Genomic DNA, 17,946 nt, shown 5'->3' with positions numbered 1-17,946 from the left:
CGACTCACACGCCGAACTCCGCCCGGCAGGCGTCGAGCCCCTCCACGGTCACGGCCACGCTCCGGTGCGCCTCCCATCGGGCCCGGTCCAGGCGCAGCCGCCGCAGCGTGACCGCGGCCCCGCGCACCACACCCGTGTCCAGGCCGTCGTCCCCGTACCCGAGCCGCCGCGAGACCCCGAGCGAACGGAGGTTGTCGGTCATGGCCGCGGAGACGGCGTACCGCGCGCCGAGCCCGGCGAACGCGAGGTGGAGGGCGGCGGCCCGCATCTCCGTACCCAAACCCCGCCCCTGGTGAGGGAGCCCGAGCCACGACCCCGTCTCCACCTGCCGCCGCACCCCGAAGTCCCGCCCCATGAGGTCCTGCCGTCCGACGACCTCGCCCTCGTGGAGCACGGCCAGGCTGAGCGTCCAGTCCTGTACGGACCAGCCGGCGACGGTCCCCAGCACATGCTGGAACACCGCGCGCGCCACCTCGTCGGGCTTCCCGTCGGTCCATGCCACGCTGAACGGCATCCGGTCCGGATCGTGCACCCCGTGGGCCGCCGCCGAGGCAAGCTCGTCGAGGAGTTCGAGCCCGGGCAGACGCAGTTCGAGGCGCGGGGTGCGGAGACGGAGCCCGTAGAGGGGCCAATGCCGGAGGTCCATGACGAGACTCTGCCGGACGGGCCGGAGACGTGTCGACCGGAATTCCGGCAGCCGGCGGTACGCCGTCGACCGTGCGACATCCGCCTTCGCCCGTACGTCATCCGCCGTCGGCCGTAAGCCCGGACGGCAGCGNCGGCAGCGATCAGGGCGGCGGTCAGAGGGATGACCAGGGCCGCCCGGTACCCGTCGAGGAGGGCGGCCGGTGACGTCCCGTCCGTCGCGCCGATGCTGACGGCGGTCACGGCGGACAGCCCCAGCGCGGCGCCGAACTGGAAGGACGTGTAGAGCAGTCCGCCGGCCACCCCCTGCTCCTCCTCGGCGACACCGTCCGTGGCCACGATGGTCAGCGGCCCGTAGACCAGGGAGAAGGCCACGCCCAGCAGGAGCAGGCCCGGGAACATCGCCGCGTACGTCCAGTCCGCGGCGAGCGGCAGGAACAGAGCGTACGAGAGCGACGCGACGAGCAGCCCGACGAAGATGACCCGGGCGTTGCCGAACCGGGCGACCAGCTTCGGGGTGAGGAGCGGCGAGAGCACGGCGTCCACGCCGATGACGATCAGCGCGAAGCTGGTCTGCAGGGACGACCAGCCGCGCAGCTCCTGGAGGTAGAGGACGGCGATGAACTGGAAGCCGAAGAATCCCGCGGCGAACAGCAGCCCCGACACGTTGGCGCGGACCAGTGACCCGCTGCGGAAGATGCCCAGGCGCACCAGCGGCGAGGACGAGGAGCGCTCGATGACGACGAAAGCGAGGAAGAGGAGCAGCGCCGCGCCGACCGTGCCGACGGTCCAGACGGCCGGGACGTGCGTGGCCCGCTCGACGCCGAAGACGAGCAGCAGGATGCCCGCGGTGACGGTGACGGCTCCGGCCAGGTCGACGCCCTGCCCCGTGCGGTCCGGGCGGGGCGAGGCGGGGATGAGCGCGAGCGCGGCAAGCAGGATGCCCAGCGAGAGGATGACCGGGGCGAAGAACACCCAGCGCCAGTCGATCGCGGAGAGCAGCCCGCCAACGACCAGACCGATCGAGAAGCCCCCGGCGGCGGTGCCCGCGTAGACGAGGAGGGCCTTGTCGCGCTGCGGCCCCTCCGGGAAGCCGGTGGTGATGATCGACAGACCGGCCGGGGTCATGAAGGCAGCGGCGATCCCCGTCACGAAGCGGGCGACGATCAGCATCCAGCCCTCGGTGGCCAGTCCGCCCAGCCCGGAGAAGAGCAGGAACACCACGAGCCAGAGGAGGAACATCCGGCGACGGCCGAAGAGATCGGCCGCCCGTCCGCCCAGCAGCATGAAACCGCCGTAGCCCAGGACGTACGCGCTCATCACCCACTGGAGGGTGCCGGTGGACAGACCGAGATCCTCGCGGATCGCGGGCATGGCCACGTTCAGCATGGCCACATCGATGCCTTCGAGGAAGATCGCGCCGCACAGGACGAGCAGCACGCCCCAGGCGCGGCCGGTCATGCGGGCGCTCTTCGGTCTCGAGGGGGACGGTGATGAGGACACGGGAATCTCCTTGTGCACGGTCGAATCGGGCATGACGATCAGCCGCAACAGCAGCTCATCGAGAAGGGGTTCGCGTGCAGAGGCCTCAAGCAGCGCGGAACAGGAGCGAGTTACCGAACCGGTGGTCGGTTCCCTCTTGTAACCACTCGAAGCTTGCGGCACCGTGGGGCGGTATGGAAGAAGGCACTTCGAAGTCACCGAGTCACTGCGTAGATACCGACGCGGGTCCGGACTACGACATCAGCCAGTGGGACGTCCGTGAGGGCTGCGAGGTGCGGCAGATCCTCGACCGCGTCGCGGACAAGTGGTCGCTCCTCGCCATCGCCCACCTGGAACGCCGCACGCTGCGCTTCTCCGAGCTGCGTCGGCTCATCGAGGGCATCAGCCAGCGCATGCTGACGGTGACCCTGCGCCAGCTCGAACGCGACGGTCTGGTACGGCGCACGGTGTACCCCGTCGTCCCGCCCCGGGTGGAGTACGAGCTGACGGAGCTGGGCGCGACCCTGCACACGACGATCAGGTCGCTCGTCGACTGGACCGAGAGCCACCAGCAGGAGATCGCGAAGGCCCGGAGCGACTACGACGCCCGGCAGAGCGAGGGGGCAGCCGTCTCCTGAGGCGCAAGTACGCGCCATTCGATCGCCGGGGTGTCGTTGTAGTGATCGTCAACATGGCGTGCTCACCGCAGGACCCCGTGAGGGGCGTCAGCGGTTGCGGGATCGGGAGGCCCGTAACCCCGTTCCCCGGCCGTCGAATTGCCCGTGGGCGATGAGTACGCGTACTCAAGCGGGCCGCAGGGGCCCGCCGGAGACTCGGCGCATGACGCATATCAGAGGCCCCATCAGCATGTTCACCCCCGGCCGACGCGCTCTCGCGGCCGCCGCCCTCACCGCCGTCGCGGCCCTGGCCCTCACCGCCTGCGGAACAGAACAGAGCGGCGGCGGGGGAAGGGCCGGGAACGCCGGCTCGTCGACGGTGTCCCAGCAGCCATCTCCGGAATCGGCGGCTGCCCAGGCGCTGTTCGACAGATTCGAGAAGGCGTGCCCCGAGCCCGGAGTGAACTCCCGGAGACCCATCGGCACGAGCAAGCCCGATGGGGAGGAGCCGGAGACCATCGCCCCCGGGGAGACACCTCCGGCCGACCCCGTCGAGCCCGCCCCTCCCACCGGGCCCGAGGCGGAGTTGGACGACCGCGACCGGTGTGTGAGCGCCCACCACGAGCAGCGCGTCATCGCGGCGCTGCAGATGCTCGCGGATCCCACGCCCGCCAAGGTCCGCACGACCCTGAACGGCCTCGGCTACACGGACGAACGCATCCACAATCTGAAGCAGGACGGCAAGAAGACCCGCTTCCACATCGACCTGCGCGAGGACGGCGGCCGGCTCTGCGAAACGGGTCTGGCGGCGGGCGCGGTGTCGGACGTCGTCCCGTGCGTGGCGGTCGCCGAGGGCCCGTTCAAGGTCACTTCGGAGGTCCGCCCGTAAAGCCCGGCGGGCACCCGGCCCCGGCGAGGGACCGCCGCATCCCGGATGGGGCGGGCCACCTCGGCATGATGGGATGAGCTGCATGAACGCCCTGTCGCTGCGTGCCCGTATCGAGCAGTACTACGCCACCGTGCCCCTGCTGTTCGCCGACGCGGAAGCGTTCGGCCCGTTGCGACTGTTCGTACGGAACCAGCCCGGAACCCCGTACTACGGCGGTCCGAGTCACGCACAGCCCACCGCGGAGGGCTCCGCGGCCGTCACCGCTGCGGACATCGCCCGGGTGCGCGCCCGGCAGCGTGAACTCGGGGTGCCGGAAGCCTTCGAGTGGCTCGCCGAGGCAGCGCCGACGCTGCGTGCCCGGATCGAGGCCGCCGGGCTCCCGGTCCAGGAACGCCCGCTGATGGTCCTCGACCCGCACAGCGCGCTGCCTCGGCATCCCCTGCCGGACGGCGTCACGATCCGCGCCCTGACGGCGGACGACCCGGCCCTCCCCGGGGCCCTCGCCCTTCCCCGGCTGGCCTTCGCCGATGCGGGCACCGCGGTGGGCGTGGCGGGGCGCGCGGAGCTGTCGGCAGTGGCGGAGAAGCTGGCCGCGGACGGAACGGTCGCGACGACCCGCCCCGCCCTCCGCGCCGGGCACAAGACCCTCATGGCCGCCCTCGCCCCCGACGGCATCCCGCTGGCAGCCGGCCACTACCACCCGGCGAACGGCGCGACCGAGATCGGCGGCGTCGGCACGCTGCCCACGGCCCGCCGCCAAGGCCTCGCGGCCGCCGTCACGGCAGCTTTGGCCACCCACGCCCGCGACCACGGGGTGCACACCGTCTTCCTCGCCTACGCGGAGGATGTCGTCGCCCGCATCTACACCCGCCTGGGCTTCCGCCCCGCCGACGTCACCCTCTTGATCGCCAACCAGCCCGCGCGGTCGTGAGCCGGGGCCGAGGACACGGGGCAAGTCCTAGCCGCGCAGAGGCCGCTCCGGGACACCCAGCTCGACGGCCCGCTCCCGGGAGTGCACGTCCTCGCCGCGCGGCATGCGCTCGCGAGGGGGTGATCCCACACCTGCCCGGGCTTTCGACCAGGACGGGGAAGCGATCACGATTGCTTGCCCTTCATCCGTGCCCCGGGTCCCGAATCGTCTCCACCATGAGTACCGGGTTGAGAGGCTTCACGAGCTCCCTGGTGGCTACGGACACGAGATGCGCGGGTACGTCACCGCCCGGCAAGGCGCTCACGTAGGCGAGGGCTTCCGCGGGCGAGAGCATGGGCAGTCTCCGGCGCAGCATCCGCACCGCGTGCATGCGTCCGCGCGCGGCGGCGACTTCGCAGAGCGCGTCGTGCAGGTCGTCCACCGCAGTGCGCACCGGCAGCCCGCGTATCCGGGCTCGGTAGTCGGCCTCCCACTCCCCGGTCAGCGCGGAGACGACGCCGATCTGGTGCAGCCCGCCGTCGACACGGTCGACCAGGTACGGCCCGTTGCCGGCCAGCATGAACTCCGGGTTCCCGGTGCGGACGAACTCCTCGGAGGTCCAGTCGACGATCCACACCAGCTCGTGCTCCTCGACGTCGACCACGGCCATCCGCCGCGCGTCCACTCCGGTGGCCCGCCACCGTAGGTAGTCGCGCTCCAGCTGGGCCTCGACGATCCGAACGGCGGCTTCTCGCTCCATCACGCTTGCAGCCTCCCCCACGGACCCCTCTCTCGGACAGTGAATTCTCCGGGCCCGGGTCCGGAGAGACAGGTCTGACGGGTGCCCCTCAGGGACACGTCCGCCCCGCCCGCCGTGGAGCGATCCACGGCGGACGGGGCGGCAGCAGTCAGCGCATCAGCCGGCGGCTCAGCCCGGCAGGCCCAGCTCCCGCGCGATCAGCATCCGCTGGACCTCGCTCGTCCCCTCGCCGATCTCCAGGATCTTCGAGTCGCGCCACATCCGCGCCACCGGGTACTCGTTCATGAAGCCGTAGCCGCCGTGGATCTGTGTGGCGTCGCGGGCGTTGTCCACCGCGACCGTCGAGGAGTACAGCTTCGCGATCGCCGCCTCCTTCTTGAACGGCTCGCCCGCTACCAGGCGCGAGGCGGCGTCACGCCAGCCGATGCGGGCCATGTGGGCGCGCATCTCCATGTCGGCGATCTTGAACTGAATGGCCTGGTTCGCGCCGATCGGCTTGCCGAACGCGTGGCGCTCGGCGGCGTACTTCACCGACTCGTCCACACAGCCCTGCGCCAGGCCCGTCGCCAGGGCCGAGATCGCGATGCGGCCCTCGTCCAGGATGCGGAGGAACTGGGCGTAGCCCCGGCCCTGTTCGCCCAGGAGGTTCGCCGCCGGGACGCGGACGTCCGAGAAGGACAGCTCACGGGTGTCCGAGGCGTTCCAGCCGACCTTGGAGTACGGCGCCGCGACCGTGAAGCCGGGGGTGCCCGACGGGACGATGATCGCCGAGATCAGGGGACGACCGTCCTCCTTGCGGCCGGTCACCGCGGTGACCGTCACCAACTCCGTGATATCCGTGCCCGAGTTGGTGATGAAGCACTTCGAGCCGTTGATCACCCACTCGTTCGTCGTCTCGTCCAGCACCGCCGTCGTCCGCGTGCCGCCCGCGTCCGAGCCGCCGTCCGGCTCGGTCAGGCCGAACGCGCCCAGCGCCTCGCCCGCGCACAGCCTCGGCAGCCACTGGCGCTTCTGCTCCTCCGTGCCGAAGAGGTGGAGCGGCATCGCGCCCAGGGAGACGCCGGCCTCCAGGGTGATCGCCACCGAGGAGTCGACCCGGGCCAGCTCCTCCAGGGCGATCCCGAGCGCCAGGTAGTCGCCGCCCATCCCGCCGTACTCCTCCGGGAACGGCAGCCCGAACAGGCCCATCCGTCCCATCTCGCGCACGATCTCGTACGGGAATTCATGGCGCTCGTAGAAGTCGCCGATCTTCGGCGCGATCACATCGTGCGCGAACTCCTCGACCGTGCGGCGCAGTTCCTCGTGTTCGGCGGTCAGCCGGTGGTCCAGGGACATGGGGTCACTCACTCCTTGTGGGAGAGGAAGAAGGGGGAGGGGTCAGGGCTCGGACCGTGCGGGATGGGCTCGGCCGGCCCAGGTGTTCGGCCAGCCAGACGCTGGTGGCGGCCAGTCCGGCCAGGTCGACGCCCGTTTCGATGCCCAGTCCTTCGAGCATCCAGACCAGGTCCTCGGTGGCGAGGTTCCCCGTGGCGCTCTTCGCGTACGGGCAGCCGCCCAGGCCGCCCGCCGAGGCGTCGACCGTCCTCACGCCGTGCTGGAGCGCCGCCAGGGTGTTCGACAGCGCCTGGCCGTACGTGTCGTGGAAGTGGACGCCGATGGCATCCGTCGGAACGCCCGCCTCGTTCAGGGCTGTCAGCAACGCCGTCACGTGGCCCGGCGTCGCCACCCCGATCGTGTCGCCCAGCGACAACTCGTCGCAGCCCAGGTCCATCAGGGCCTTGGCCACCCGCACCACCTGGGCGACCGGGACCGCGCCCTCCCACGGGTCGCCGAAGCACATCGACAGATACCCGCGCACCTGGACCTTGTCCGCCTTCGCGCGGGCCACCACCGGCTCGAACATCGCCAGCGACTCGTCGACCGTACGGTTCAGGTTCCGCGCCGCGAACGTCTCCGTCGCCGAGCCGAACACCGCGATCGACCGCGCCCCGAGCGCCAGCGCCCGGTCCAGCCCGCGTTCGTTCGGGACCAGGACGGGGAGGGACACGTCACCCACGTCCGCGATGTCGCCGAGGAGCGGGAACAGCTGCTCCGCGTCCGCCAGTTGGGGCACCCACTTCGGGTGCACGAAGCTCGTCGCCTCGATGGTGGTCAGGCCCGCCACCGCCAGGCGGCGGATGAACTCCGCCTTCACCTCGGTCGGAACGGTCTCCTTCTCGTTCTGCAGGCCGTCCCGCGCTCCCACCTCGTGGATGCGGACCCGGGAAGGCAGGCCCGGTGCCGGGACCTTCATGGGGAGTCCCTGCGCGCTCATGCGTCCTCCGCCTCGGCCGGGACCACGACCGCCAGGACCTGGTCCATCGCCACCGTCGCGCCCGCCGTGACGTCCAGCTCCGTCACCGTCCCCGCATGCGGGGCCGAGATCACGTGCTCCATCTTCATCGCCTCCACCACGAGCAGGCTCTGACCCGCCTCGACCTCGTCCCCGACGGCCACCTTCACCACCGTGACCGTGCCCGGCATCGGGGCCGCCAGGGTGTCCGCCCCGTTCCGGCCCGCCCCGCTCAGGGACGCCTCCACAGGGTCGTGGTCCTGGACGTGCCAGGTGTCACCGTCCCGGCCGAGCCAGTCGCCCGAGCGGTGGAAGTGGTGCGCCATACCGTTCAGTTCGACCGTGACCCGGTCGGCCGTGACCGTCGCGGACGCCGGAGAGTCCCGAGTGACGGGTTCACGTCCCGCTACTCGCAACGGGAAGAGCAGCGGCGCCCGCACACCCCCCGTACGCCACCCGCTCGGCACCGAGAACGGGTCCGTCCAGCCGCCCGCGTCCGGCCGGGGCTCCAGAGTCTCCCGGCGCACCGCGGCCGCCGCCGCGTACACCTCGTCCGGAACCCCGTCCGGCACCAGGCCCTCCGCCTCGCGCTCCACCAAGCCGGTGTCCAGGTCGCCCGCCACCACGTCCGGGTGCGCCAGCAGGCGGCGCAGGAAACCCGCGTTGGTCGGGACGCCCAGGATCACCGTGTCCGCGAGGGCCGCCCGCAGCTTGCGCAGGGCCGTCGCGCGGTCGGGGCCGTACGCGATGACCTTCGACAGCATCGGGTCGTACAGGCTGCCCACCGGCACGCCCTCGCTGAGCCCCGAGTCCGTCCGCACCCCGCCGCCCCGCGGTTCGCGCAGCGCCAGCACCGTACCGCCGGAGGGCAGGAAGCCACGGGACGGGTCCTCGGCGCAGACCCTCGCCTCGATCGCCCAGCCGGTGAGCGTGATGTCCTTCTGTGCGTACGGGAGTTGCTCGCCCGACGCCACCCGCAGCTGCCACTCCACCAGGTCCAGGCCGGTGATCAGCTCGGTCACCGGGTGCTCGACCTGGAGGCGGGTGTTCATCTCCATGAAGTAGTACGACGACGGGTCGTTGCCCGGGACGATGAACTCCACCGTCCCCGCCCCGACATAGCCGCAGCTGCGCGCCGCCTGGACGGCCGCCTCGCCCATCGCCGCCCGGGTCTCCTCGTCCAGCAGGACGGAAGGCGCCTCCTCGATGATCTTCTGGTGGCGGCGCTGGAGCGAGCACTCGCGCTCGCCCAGGTGGATCACGTTGCCGTGGGCGTCCGCCAGGACCTGGATCTCGATGTGGCGCGGGCGGTCGATCCACCGCTCGACGAGGAGGGTGTCGTCGCCGAAGGAGGCGCGGGCCTCCCGTCGCGCCGCCGCGATCTCCTCGCCCAGCACCGCCGCGTCGCGGACCAGACGCATGCCCTTGCCGCCGCCGCCCGCCGAGGGCTTCAGCAGGACCGGGGTGCCGATCTCCCTTGCCGCCGACTCCAGTTGGGCGTCGGTCAGACCGCTGCCCGAGGAGCCGGGCACGACCGGGACCCCGTACGCCGCGACCGTCTCCTTGGCCCGGATCTTGTCGCCCATGAGCGCGATCGCGGAGGCGGGCGGGCCGATGAAGACCAGCCCCGCGTCCGCGCACGCCTGCGCGAACTCCGCGTTCTCCGCCAGGAATCCGTACCCCGGGTGGACCGCCTGCGCACCCGTGCGGCGGGCCGCCTCGAGCAGCGCCGGCACGTTCAAATAGCTCTCGGCGGCCGGCGGCGGGCCGATCCGTACCGCCGTGTCCGCCTCCCGGACGTGCCGGGCGTCCGCGTCCGCGTCGCTGAAGACCGCGACCGAGCGCACGCCCTGCTCCCGCAGGGTCCGGATCACGCGGACCGCGATCTCGCCGCGGTTGGCGACCAGAACGGTGTCGAACATCGTCGTCATCTGTTCCTCACATCCGGAAGACGCCGAAGCCGGGCCCGGCCGGGTCCTTCTGGGGCAGCGGGGCATTGGCGCAGGCGGTCAGGGCGAGGCCGAGGACCTGCCGGGTGTCCACGGGGTCGATCACACCGTCGTCCCAGAGCCGGGCGCTGGCGTAGTACGCGTTGCCCTGGGTCTCGTACTGGGCGCGGATCGGGGCCTTGAACGTTTCTTCGTCCTCGGCGCTCCAGTCGTCGCCCAGCTGGTCGCGCTTGACGGTGGCCAGGACGGAGGCCGCCTGCTCGCCGCCCATCACCGAGATCTTGGCGTTCGGCCACATCCACAGGAAGCGGGGGCTGTAGGCCCGGCCGCACATGGAGTAGTTGCCCGCGCCGTACGAACCGCCGACGACGACCGTCAGCTTCGGCACCCGCGTGCAGGCCACCGCCGTGACCATCTTCGCGCCGTGCTTGGCGATGCCGCCCGCCTCGTAGTCCCGGCCGACCATGAAGCCGGAGATGTTCTGGAGGAAGACGAGGGGGATGCCGCGCTGGTCGCACAACTCGATGAAGTGCGCGCCCTTCTGGGCCGACTCGGAGAACAGGATGCCGTTGTTCGCGACGATCCCGACCGGGTGGCCGTGGATGCGGGCGAAGCCGGTGATCAGCGTCTGCCCGTACTCCGCCTTGAACTCCTGGAAGCGGGAGCCGTCCACCACGCGCGCGATCACCTCGCGGACGTCGTACGGCGTGCGGGAGTCCACCGGGACCGCCCCGTAAAGCCCGGCCGGGTCCACCTTCGGCTCCTCGGCCGGCTCGACCGACCAGGGGAGCGGGGCCCGGTCCGGCAGGGTCGCGACGATGTTCCGGACGATCCGCAGCGCGTGCGCGTCGTCCTCCGCGAGATGGTCGGTGACCCCCGACGTACGGGAGTGGACCTCGCCGCCGCCCAGCTCCTCCGCCGTCACGACCTCACCGGTCGCGGCCTTCACCAGCGGCGGGCCGCCGAGGAAGATCGTGCCCTGGTTGCGGACGATGACGGCCTCGTCGCTCATCGCCGGGACGTACGCCCCGCCCGCCGTGCAGGAGCCCAGCACCGCCGCGATCTGCGGAATGCCTGCCCCCGACATCCGGGCCTGGTTGTAGAAGATCCGCCCGAAGTGGTCCCGGTCGGGGAAGACCTCGTCCTGCATCGGCAGGAACGCGCCGCCCGAGTCGACCAGATACAGGCAGGGGAGACGGTTCTCCAGCGCCACTTCCTGGGCGCGCAGGTGCTTCTTCACGGTCATCGGGTAGTACGTGCCGCCCTTGACGGTCGCGTCATTGGCGACGATCACGCACTCCCGGCCGGAGACCCGCCCGATGCCCGCGATGACGCCCGCGGCGGGCGCCTGGTCCCCGTACATCCCGTTCGCCGCCAGCGGGGCCAGCTCCAGGAACGGCGAACCCGGGTCGAGCAGGGTGTCCACCCGGTCCCGGGGGAGCAGCTTGCCGCGCGCCTCGTGGCGGGCCCGCGCCTTCTCACCCCCGCCCAGCCGTGCCGTGGCGAGACGTTCCGCCAGGTCGTCGGAGAGCGCGCGATGCGCCGCCTCGTTGGCCTGCCAGGCCTCCGAGGCGGGATCGGCCGCGCTCGCCAGGACCGGTGCCTGCTGCATCGTGTCGAGCCCCCTTGCCCGTACCGCAGTGTGAAAGCGTTGACGTGCTGTTAATGAGCGTTAACGCGTTTCCCTCAGGTTAACGACCGCTAACGACCCTGTCTAGAATGAATCCTCATGAGCACCCCTGCCGCCGCCCGCGTCGCGGCCCCCACCCGCCGCGAGCAGATCCTCCGGGAGGCCGCCCGCCTCTTCGCCGAGCGTGGCTTCCACGGTGTCGGCGTCGACGAGATAGGCGCCGCCGTCGGAATCAGCGGCCCCGGCCTCTACCGCCACTTCCCCGGCAAGGACGCGATGCTCGCCGAACTGCTGGTGGGCATCAGCGAACGCCTGCTGGAGGGCGGACGGCTGCGGGTCTCGGAGGACGCGGCCCGGGGCGACGGCTCCCCGGAGGCCCTCCTGGACGCGCTCATCGAGGGCCATATCGACTTCGCCCTCGACGACCGCCCCCTGATCACCCTCCACGACCGGGAGCTGGACCGGCTGCGCGACACGGACCGCAAGCGGGTGCGCCGCCTGCAGCGCGAGTACGTCGAGGTCTGGGTCGGCGTCGTCCGCGCCCTCTACCCGGCGCTGCCCGAGAACCGGGCCCGCGTCACCGTGCACGCCGTCTTCGGCCTGCTGAACTCCACCCCGCACCTGGCCCGCCCCGACGCCCTGCCCGGCCGCGCGGCGACCGCCGCCCTGCTGCACCGGCTGGCCCGGGGCGCCTTCGCCGCGGCGGAACCTTCCTGAGCTGCGGCTGGGCCGGCCCGGGTTCCGGGCAACCGGGGACGGGGTACGTACGTCTCTCCGGTCGACACGCAACGAATCGGGGAGCCGCACCATGACCGTCTCACTGGGCGAAGAGATCATGCTGCTGTCGCTGGACGACGAGACCGGCGCGGCGAAGGGGGAGACCGCCGCCCGCTGGGGCGTGGCGGCCGGCATGCTCCTGGAGCTGGTCATGGCGGGGCGCGTCACGGTGAGGGGCGGCCGCGTCGAGGTCTTCGACCCGACCCCGACCGGCGACGCCCTCCTGGACGGCCGCCTCGACCGGCTCACGCGCTGGGTCCACGGGGCCTCCAGCAGCCGCAAGGTGACCGACTGGCTGACCCGGGACCACGCCAAGGGCTCGCAGGACGTCGTGGAGAGCCTCTGCGTCCGCGGCCTGGTGACCGAGGAGAAGCACCGGGCCCTCGGTGTCTTCCCCGTCCGCCGCTACCCGGAGGCCGACGGAACCGTCGAACGGGAGCTGCGCGCCCGGCTGGCCGCCGCGGTACTGGCGGGCGCCGAGCCGGACGCCCGCACCAGCGCGCTCGTCGCCCTGGTGCACGCCACGGGCATGCACCGCCAGGCCTTCCCCGGCCTGCCGAAGAAGCAGGTCGCCCCGCGCGTGGCCGAGATCGCCGAGGGCCACTGGGCGGGCGTGAGCGTGCGCGAGGCGATCCGCAACCTGCAGGCGGCGATCTCCGCGGTGACCGTGGTGACGGTCCTCACCGCGGTGTCGTAGGACGCCCGGCGTCGGTGCCCGGACCGCTGCCCTCAGTCGTCCGTTGATCAGGAACCGGGCACAGTCCGCACACCGGACGGCACAATGGGTCCATGCCGATACCCAGCCGCGCCGCCCTCGTCGACCACCTCGTCCGTACGCGTATCGCGGGGGACGTCGCCACGCCACGCGACAACAACCTCTCCCACTACCGCAAGCTCGCCAACGGCGACCGCCACTACTGGCTCGGTCTGGAGCTCGGCGACCGCTGGACCGACGAGCAGGACGTCCTCGCGGTGATGGCCGAGCGCTGCGGGGTGAACGACGATCCCGCGCACCGGCAGGGCCAGGACACCATCGACCCGGAGCTGACGGTCGACGCCCTGGAGCGGATGGCGGCCCGCCTGCGCAAGGCCGCCGACGGCCGTGAGCGGGTCCTGTTCGCCACCGGGCACCCCGGCGGCCTGCTGGACGTGCACCGGCAGACGGCGGACGCGCTGCGCCGGGCCGGCTGCGAGATCGTCCGCATCCCGTCCGGGCTCATCGCGGACGAGGGCATGGTCTTCCAGTTCGCCGACGTCGCGATGCTGGAACGCGGCGCGACCCTCTGGCACACCCACTCCCCGGCCCCGATGGCCGCCATCCTCGACGCCATGGCCCATCTGGGCCGCCCGCTGCCCGACCTGGTCGTCGCCGACCACGGCTGGGCGGGCTGCGCGGGACAGCGGGGGCTGGACGCGATCGGTTACGCCGACTGCAACGACCCGGCCCTCTTCCTCGGCGAGTCGGAGGGCACCCTCCAGGTCACGGTCCCGCTGGACGACCACGTCACCGACCCGCGCTTCTACGACCCGATGACGGACTACCTGCTGCACGCGGCGGGGCTGCTGGAAGAGGAGGAGGCCGTCGCACAGGGGTGTCGGCGATGAGATTCCGGCGCGGCGGGTGTCTGCCCTGGCACCAGCCGACGGAGACGAAGGGGTGCGGGCCATGAAGTTCAGCACGACGATGTTCCAGACCGGGAACAACACCGGGATCGAGGTCCCCGTGGACGTGGTCGACGCCCTCGGGGCGGGAAAGCGCCCGCCGGTGAACGTGAACGTCAACGGGTACGCGTACCGCTCGACGATCGCCCCGATGGGCGGGCAGTACCTCATCCCGTTCAGCGCCGACAAGCGCAAGGAGACCGGCATCGGCGGCGGGGACGCCATCGAGGTGGAGCTGACCCTCGACACCGCGCCCCGCACGGTCGAGCCGCCCGAGGACCTCGCGGCGGCGCCGGCGGCGGCCCCCGGGGCCGCCGAGGCGTTCGCCGCGCTCTCGCCCAGCCGCCAGAAGGCGCACGTCACGTCGATCGGGGGCGCGAAGGCGCAGGAGACCCGGGAGCGACGGATCGCGAAGACGGTGGCCGAGCTGACGCCTTAGGAACCGCCGCGCCGCAGCCGCTGCGCCCGCCCCGGCGTGGGGTCCAGATACACCCGCCGGACCGACGGGAACCGCTCGCGCAACTGGGCCTCCGCCTCCTCGCAGGCCCACTCGACCTCCGCCGCGGTGGCCATGTCCCGGAAGTCGATCTTCGCGGCGATCAGGATCTCGTCCGGCCCCTGGATCAACGTGGTCAGCTCCAGCACCTCCACGATGTGCGGCACCGACAGCAGCTCCTCGCGCACCCCGGACCGCACCGCCGCGGGCAGCGGCCGCCCGATGAGCAGCTGGGCGTTGGACCGGCCGAGCACCCAGGCGACGTACACGAGCAGCAGGCCGATCAGACAGGACGCGATGCCGTCCCAGACGCCCGAGCCGGAGAGCTGCCCGCCCAGCAGGCCGCCCGCTGCCAGCAACAGGCCGATCAACGCCGCCGAATCCTCCATCACGACGGCCTTCACGGCCGTGTCGGGGGTGTGCCGCAGGTAGTACGTGTCCGGCACCCGCAGCCGGGACGCCTCGCGCCGCACCTGCTTGACCCCGGTGCGCAGCGAGTAGCCCTCCAGCAGGAAGGCGACGGCCAGGACGATGTAGGAGATGAGCGGGTCGCCCAGCTCCTCGCCCGCGACCAGGGTGTGCACCCCGTCGTAGATCGAGAAGACGGCCCCGCCGACGAAGGTGGCGATGGAGGCGAGCATCGCCCAGATGTAGCGCTCGGGGCCGTAACCGAGGGGGTGGTCCTCGTCGGCCGGCTTCTCGCTCCGTTTGAGGGCGGTGAGGAGCATGACCTCGGTGACGGTGTCGGCGACCGAGTGGGCGGCCTCGGAGAGCATCGCGCTGGAGCCGCTGATCAGACCGGCGACGGCCTTGGCCACGGCGATGCCGAGGTTGGCGAGGGCCGCCACGATCACGGTGAAGGTGGACTCCCCACCATCGGTTTCCCTGCTCGCTTTCGCGTCGCTCATGGTGGGGAGTATGTCGGAATCGCGGCTTCAGAGGCCGCTCATCCTCGCGGGATACGGACGACGCCTTCCTGGATGACCGTGATCGCGAGGCGGCCGTCGGCGGTGTGGATACGGGCCTGGCCCAGTCCCCGGCCACCGGAGGCCGACGGCGACTCCTGGTCGTACAGCAGCCACTCGTCCGCCCGGAACGGCCGGTGGAACCACATCGCGTGGTCCAGGCTGGCCCCGACCACGTCCCCGACCGCCCAGCCGCCCCGCCCGTGGGCGAGGAGCACCGAGTCGAGCAGGGTCATGTCGGAGACGTACGTCGCCATGCAGACGTGCAGCAGCGGATCGTCGGCGAGCTTGCCGTTCGTCCGGAACCACACCTGGGAGCGGGGTTCGCGCGGCTCGCCCACCGTGCCGAACGGCGGCGCGTCCACATACCGCAGGTCCACCGCCTGCCGCGCCTCGATCAGCCGGTCCACGACGCTGGGATCGCTGAAGCGGTCCGCGTACCGGGGCAGCATCTCGGCGGCCGTCGGCAGGGTCTCCGGGTCCGGGGCGGCGGGCATCGGGGCCTGGTGCTCCATGCCCTCCTCGTGCGTCTGGAAGGACGCGGAGAGGTGGAAGATCGGCTGCCCGTGCTGGACGGCGACGACGCGGCGGGTGGTGAAGGACTTCCCGTCGCGGATGCGGTCGACGGTGTAGACGATGGGCGCGCCGGGGTCGCCGGCCCGCAGGAAGTAGGAGTGCAGGGAGTGGGCTCCCCGGTCGGCGGGGACGGTGCGGCCCGCGGCGACGAGCGCCTGGGCCGCGACCTGGCCGCCGAACACCCGGGGCACGAGCGCGCTGCGGCTCTCGCCCCGGAAGATGTCCCGCTCGATCTGCTCCAGGTCGAGCAGGTGGAGCAGATCGAGCAGGGGATCGGGACTCGCGTTCATGGAGGGAAGGTAATCCCTTACAGACCCATGGACTTGGCGATGATGGACTTCATGACCTCGCTGGTGCCGCCGTAGATGCGGTTGACGCGGTTGTCCGCGTACAGGCGGGCGATCGGGTACTCGTTCATGAAGCCGTAGCCGCCGTGCAGCTGGAGGCAGCGGTCGATGACGCGGTGGGCGACCTCGGTGCAGAACAGCTTCGCGGAGGCGGCCTCGGCCGCCGTCAGCTCACCGGCGTCCAGGGCCTCCAGCGCGCGGTCGGCGACGGCCTGGGCCGCGTCCACCTCGGCCTGGCAGGCGGCCAGCTCGAACTTGGTGTTCTGGAACGAGGCGACGGTCTTGCCGAAGACCGTGCGGTCCTGGACGTATTCCTTGGCGAACCGGACGGCCGCCGCGGCCTGGGCGTACGCGCCGAAGGCGATGCCCCAGCGCTCGGAGGCCAGGTTGGTGCCGAGGTAGCCGAAGCCCTTGTTCTCCTCGCCCATGAGGTCCTCGACCGGGACCTTGACGTCGACGAACGCCAGCTCGGCGGTGTCGGAAACCTTCAGGCCCAGCTTGTCGAGCTTGCGGCCGACCGAGTAGCCCTCGGACTTCGTGTCGACGGCGAAGAGGGAGATGCCGAAGCGGCGGTCGTCCTCGCGCGGGGCGGCGGTACGGGCGCAGACGATGACGCGGTCGGCGTGGACGCCGCCGGTGATGAAGGTCTTCGCACCGTTGAGGACGTAGTGCGTGCCGTCCTCGGAGAGCTTCGCGGTGGTCTTCATGCCCGCGACGTCGGAGCCGGTGCCCGGCTCGGTCATCGCGAGGGCCCACATCTCCTCACCGCTCGCGAACTTCGGCAGCCAGCGCTTCTTCTGCTCGCCGGTGGCGAGCATCTTGATGTAGGGGAGGCCGAGCAGCGTGTGCACGCCGGAGCCGCCGAAGGAGACGCCCGCGCGGGCGGTCTCCTCGTAGATGACGGCCTCGTACTTGTGCGAGTCGATGCCCGCGCCGCCGTACTCCTCGTCGACCTCGATGCCGAAGACGCCCAGCTCGCCCAGCTTGAGGTAGAAGTCGCGCGGAGCCTGGCCCGCGGCGAACCACTCGTCGTAGACCGGCACGACCTCGGCCGCGATGAAGGCGCGGATGGTCTCCCGGAACGCCTCGTGATCCTCGTTGAATACCGTACGGCGCACGGGATGCCTCCTAGGTCGGCAGTCGATTCGCGGAAACTCGCGGAACATGGCTAAGCGCTTGCTCAGACTCCCTTCGAAGTTACCCGCCGGTTGCGGTCGCTGTCCAGGGTGATGCTCGGCACGCGACGGACCGGCGGAGGCCGGCGAAGGCCAAGGGGCGGCCCGATTGTCAGTGGCATGGGGGACTATCGGATGCAGACGGCGGCGGTACGTATCGGGGGGCACGATGACGATCACCAGCGAGCAGCCGGCGGGCCACACCTTCCTGGACCTGCTGTACGAGGACGACTATGTCCCGGACCACGTCCTCTTCGAGCGGCGGGCCGGGCGTCGGTGGCCGTGGGACGGTGAGAGGAGGAAGGTGTGGGAGTGAGGCTGGAGGACCTGGTCCGGCTGCGTCGGGCCCGTGACCGCATGGACCGCGAGTACGCCGAACCGCTCGACGTCCCCGCGCTGGCCCGTGACGCCCTGATGTCGGCGGGCCACTTCTCCCGCAGCTTCCGCGCCGCCTTCGGCGAGACCCCGTACAGCTATCTCATGACCCGCCGCATCGAGCGGGCCAAGGCACTGCTGCGCCGGGGCGACCTGTCGGTCACGGACGTCTGCTTCGCCGTCGGCTGTACGTCGCTGGGCTCGTTCAGTTCCCGCTTCACGGAGCTGGTCGGGGAGAGCCCCAGCGCCTACCGGGCCCGCCCCCACGAAGCCGGCGAGACCATCCCCGCGTGCGTCGCCAAGATGCTGACACGACCGGTCAGGAATGGAGAAGCGGATCGAAAGCCCCGCCCGTAGCG

At 71.6% G+C, this 17,946-nt stretch carries 18 protein-coding genes and 1 pseudogene; 9 read left to right on the top strand and 10 right to left on the bottom strand.

Features of this window, described 5'->3' with window-relative positions; all coding sequences use genetic code 11:
• Positions 1 to 4: 4 nt before the first annotated feature.
• Both D3105_RS10490 and D3105_RS10485 read right to left on the bottom strand, forming a co-directional pair.
• Positions 5 to 646, bottom strand: a complete 642-nt coding sequence (locus D3105_RS10490; RefSeq protein ID WP_118902596.1) for a GNAT family N-acetyltransferase — start codon at positions 644 to 646, stop codon at positions 5 to 7.
• A gap of 104 nt (positions 647 to 750) precedes the next feature.
• Positions 751 to 2,106: pseudogene (locus tag D3105_RS10485) on the bottom strand (MFS transporter); the annotation flags it as partial.
• Positions 2,107 to 2,321: 215 nt separating this feature from the next.
• Here D3105_RS10485 and D3105_RS10480 point away from each other — a divergent pair.
• The 3 genes from D3105_RS10480 (at position 2,322) to D3105_RS10470 (ending at position 4,564) form a co-directional block, all read left to right on the top strand.
• Complete coding sequence (locus tag D3105_RS10480) at positions 2,322 to 2,765, top strand: winged helix-turn-helix transcriptional regulator (protein ID WP_118902552.1); 444 nt, start codon at positions 2,322 to 2,324, stop codon at positions 2,763 to 2,765.
• Positions 2,766 to 2,967: 202 nt separating this feature from the next.
• A complete protein-coding gene (locus D3105_RS10475) occupies positions 2,968 to 3,633 on the top strand; it encodes a hypothetical protein (protein ID WP_118902548.1) in 666 nt (221 codons plus the stop codon).
• 82 nt (positions 3,634 to 3,715) lie between these two features.
• Positions 3,716 to 4,564: a GNAT family N-acetyltransferase gene (locus D3105_RS10470; RefSeq protein WP_118902545.1), complete on the top strand. Its 849-nt coding sequence runs from the start codon at positions 3,716 to 3,718 to the stop codon at positions 4,562 to 4,564.
• Between the two features lie 181 nt (positions 4,565 to 4,745).
• On the opposite strand, the gene D3105_RS10460 is transcribed toward D3105_RS10470, so the two are convergent.
• The 5 genes from D3105_RS10460 to D3105_RS10440 form a co-directional block, all read right to left on the bottom strand.
• On the bottom strand, positions 4,746 to 5,306 hold the full coding sequence (locus D3105_RS10460) for a YrhB domain-containing protein (RefSeq protein WP_118902542.1): 561 nt from the start codon (positions 5,304 to 5,306) through the stop codon (positions 4,746 to 4,748).
• Positions 5,307 to 5,471: 165 nt separating this feature from the next.
• The gene (locus D3105_RS10455; RefSeq protein WP_118902539.1) at positions 5,472 to 6,638 is read right to left on the bottom strand and encodes an acyl-CoA dehydrogenase family protein; all 1,167 of its coding nucleotides are present in this window, start codon (positions 6,636 to 6,638) and stop codon (positions 5,472 to 5,474) included.
• A gap of 4 nt (positions 6,639 to 6,642) precedes the next feature.
• Positions 6,643 to 7,617, bottom strand: coding sequence for a hydroxymethylglutaryl-CoA lyase (locus D3105_RS10450; RefSeq protein ID WP_206272707.1), 975 nt, complete (start codon positions 7,615 to 7,617; stop codon positions 6,643 to 6,645).
• The gene (locus tag D3105_RS10445) at positions 7,614 to 9,566 is read right to left on the bottom strand and encodes an acetyl-CoA carboxylase biotin carboxylase subunit (protein ID WP_118902533.1); all 1,953 of its coding nucleotides are present in this window, start codon (positions 9,564 to 9,566) and stop codon (positions 7,614 to 7,616) included. Before D3105_RS10445 ends, D3105_RS10450 begins: the two co-directional genes overlap by 4 nt.
• A 7-nt stretch (positions 9,567 to 9,573) precedes the next feature.
• Positions 9,574 to 11,196, bottom strand: coding sequence for a carboxyl transferase domain-containing protein (locus D3105_RS10440; RefSeq protein ID WP_032774824.1), 1,623 nt, complete (start codon positions 11,194 to 11,196; stop codon positions 9,574 to 9,576).
• A gap of 117 nt (positions 11,197 to 11,313) precedes the next feature.
• On the opposite strand from D3105_RS10440, the gene D3105_RS10435 reads away from it, so the two are divergent.
• The 4 genes from D3105_RS10435 to D3105_RS10420 all read left to right on the top strand — a co-directional run bounded on the left by D3105_RS10435 (position 11,314) and on the right by D3105_RS10420 (position 14,092).
• Positions 11,314 to 11,931 carry a TetR/AcrR family transcriptional regulator gene (locus tag D3105_RS10435; RefSeq protein WP_118902530.1) on the top strand — a complete coding sequence of 206 codons (618 nt, stop codon included), beginning with the start codon at positions 11,314 to 11,316 and terminating at the stop codon, positions 11,929 to 11,931.
• A 91-nt stretch (positions 11,932 to 12,022) separates the two neighbouring features.
• Positions 12,023 to 12,688 carry a GOLPH3/VPS74 family protein gene (locus tag D3105_RS10430; protein WP_118902527.1) on the top strand — a complete coding sequence of 222 codons (666 nt, stop codon included), beginning with the start codon at positions 12,023 to 12,025 and terminating at the stop codon, positions 12,686 to 12,688.
• Between the two features lie 92 nt (positions 12,689 to 12,780).
• Positions 12,781 to 13,596 (top strand): phosphatase, encoded by an 816-nt coding sequence (locus tag D3105_RS10425; protein WP_118902524.1) that lies wholly within the window; start codon positions 12,781 to 12,783, stop codon positions 13,594 to 13,596.
• Between the two features lie 61 nt (positions 13,597 to 13,657).
• Positions 13,658 to 14,092: a YdeI/OmpD-associated family protein gene (locus D3105_RS10420; RefSeq protein ID WP_118902593.1), complete on the top strand. Its 435-nt coding sequence runs from the start codon at positions 13,658 to 13,660 to the stop codon at positions 14,090 to 14,092.
• Here the strand turns inward: D3105_RS10420 and D3105_RS10415 are convergent.
• The 3 genes from D3105_RS10415 to D3105_RS10405 are packed head-to-tail and all read right to left on the bottom strand — an operon-like array spanning position 14,089 to position 17,155.
• Positions 14,089 to 15,057, bottom strand: a complete 969-nt coding sequence (locus D3105_RS10415; RefSeq protein ID WP_118902521.1) for a cation diffusion facilitator family transporter — start codon at positions 15,055 to 15,057, stop codon at positions 14,089 to 14,091. The two genes, D3105_RS10420 and D3105_RS10415, sit on opposite strands and share 4 nt — an antisense overlap.
• 38 nt (positions 15,058 to 15,095) lie before the next feature.
• Entirely contained in the window at positions 15,096 to 15,980 is an 885-nt protein-coding gene (locus tag D3105_RS10410) for an acyl-CoA thioesterase (RefSeq protein WP_118902518.1), read from the bottom strand.
• Between the two features lie 17 nt (positions 15,981 to 15,997).
• Positions 15,998 to 17,155, bottom strand: coding sequence for an acyl-CoA dehydrogenase family protein (locus D3105_RS10405; RefSeq protein ID WP_118902516.1), 1,158 nt, complete (start codon positions 17,153 to 17,155; stop codon positions 15,998 to 16,000).
• A gap of 226 nt (positions 17,156 to 17,381) precedes the next feature.
• Here D3105_RS10405 and D3105_RS34535 point away from each other — a divergent pair, with 226 nt between their 5' ends.
• Both D3105_RS34535 and D3105_RS10400 read left to right on the top strand, forming a co-directional pair.
• Entirely contained in the window at positions 17,382 to 17,528 is a 147-nt protein-coding gene (locus D3105_RS34535; protein WP_165890997.1) for a hypothetical protein, read from the top strand.
• Positions 17,525 to 17,944 carry a helix-turn-helix transcriptional regulator gene (locus D3105_RS10400; RefSeq protein ID WP_118902513.1) on the top strand — a complete coding sequence of 140 codons (420 nt, stop codon included), beginning with the start codon at positions 17,525 to 17,527 and terminating at the stop codon, positions 17,942 to 17,944. The genes D3105_RS34535 and D3105_RS10400 overlap by 4 nt, the downstream gene beginning before the upstream one ends.
• The last annotated feature ends 2 nt before the right edge of the window (positions 17,945 to 17,946 follow it).

This window comes from Streptomyces globisporus, from assembly GCF_003501885.1.
GTDB lineage: Bacteria > Actinomycetota > Actinomycetes > Streptomycetales > Streptomycetaceae > Streptomyces > Streptomyces globisporus_D.
This window is presented reverse-complemented; position numbering and strand designations above follow the sequence as displayed.

Coding starts and splice junctions, on each gene's coding strand:
- D3105_RS10450 (WP_206272707.1), bottom strand. CDS start 7,617: ATGAGCGCGCAGGGACTCCCCATGAAGGTCCCGGCACCGGGCCTGCCT.
- D3105_RS10470 (WP_118902545.1), top strand. CDS start 3,716: ATGAACGCCCTGTCGCTGCGTGCCCGTATCGAGCAGTACTACGCCACC.
- D3105_RS10430 (WP_118902527.1), top strand. CDS start 12,023: ATGACCGTCTCACTGGGCGAAGAGATCATGCTGCTGTCGCTGGACGAC.
- D3105_RS10490 (WP_118902596.1), bottom strand. CDS start 646: ATGGACCTCCGGCATTGGCCCCTCTACGGGCTCCGTCTCCGCACCCCG.
- D3105_RS10475 (WP_118902548.1), top strand. CDS start 2,968: ATGACGCATATCAGAGGCCCCATCAGCATGTTCACCCCCGGCCGACGC.
- D3105_RS10455 (WP_118902539.1), bottom strand. CDS start 6,638: ATGTCCCTGGACCACCGGCTGACCGCCGAACACGAGGAACTGCGCCGC.
- D3105_RS10435 (WP_118902530.1), top strand. CDS start 11,314: ATGAGCACCCCTGCCGCCGCCCGCGTCGCGGCCCCCACCCGCCGCGAG.
- D3105_RS10415 (WP_118902521.1), bottom strand. CDS start 15,057: ATGAGCGACGCGAAAGCGAGCAGGGAAACCGATGGTGGGGAGTCCACC.
- D3105_RS34535 (WP_165890997.1), top strand. CDS start 17,382: ATGACGATCACCAGCGAGCAGCCGGCGGGCCACACCTTCCTGGACCTG.
- D3105_RS10480 (WP_118902552.1), top strand. CDS start 2,322: ATGGAAGAAGGCACTTCGAAGTCACCGAGTCACTGCGTAGATACCGAC.
- D3105_RS10420 (WP_118902593.1), top strand. CDS start 13,658: ATGAAGTTCAGCACGACGATGTTCCAGACCGGGAACAACACCGGGATC.
- D3105_RS10445 (WP_118902533.1), bottom strand. CDS start 9,566: ATGACGACGATGTTCGACACCGTTCTGGTCGCCAACCGCGGCGAGATC.
- D3105_RS10440 (WP_032774824.1), bottom strand. CDS start 11,196: ATGCAGCAGGCACCGGTCCTGGCGAGCGCGGCCGATCCCGCCTCGGAG.
- D3105_RS10410 (WP_118902518.1), bottom strand. CDS start 15,980: ATGAACGCGAGTCCCGATCCCCTGCTCGATCTGCTCCACCTGCTCGAC.
- D3105_RS10425 (WP_118902524.1), top strand. CDS start 12,781: ATGCCGATACCCAGCCGCGCCGCCCTCGTCGACCACCTCGTCCGTACG.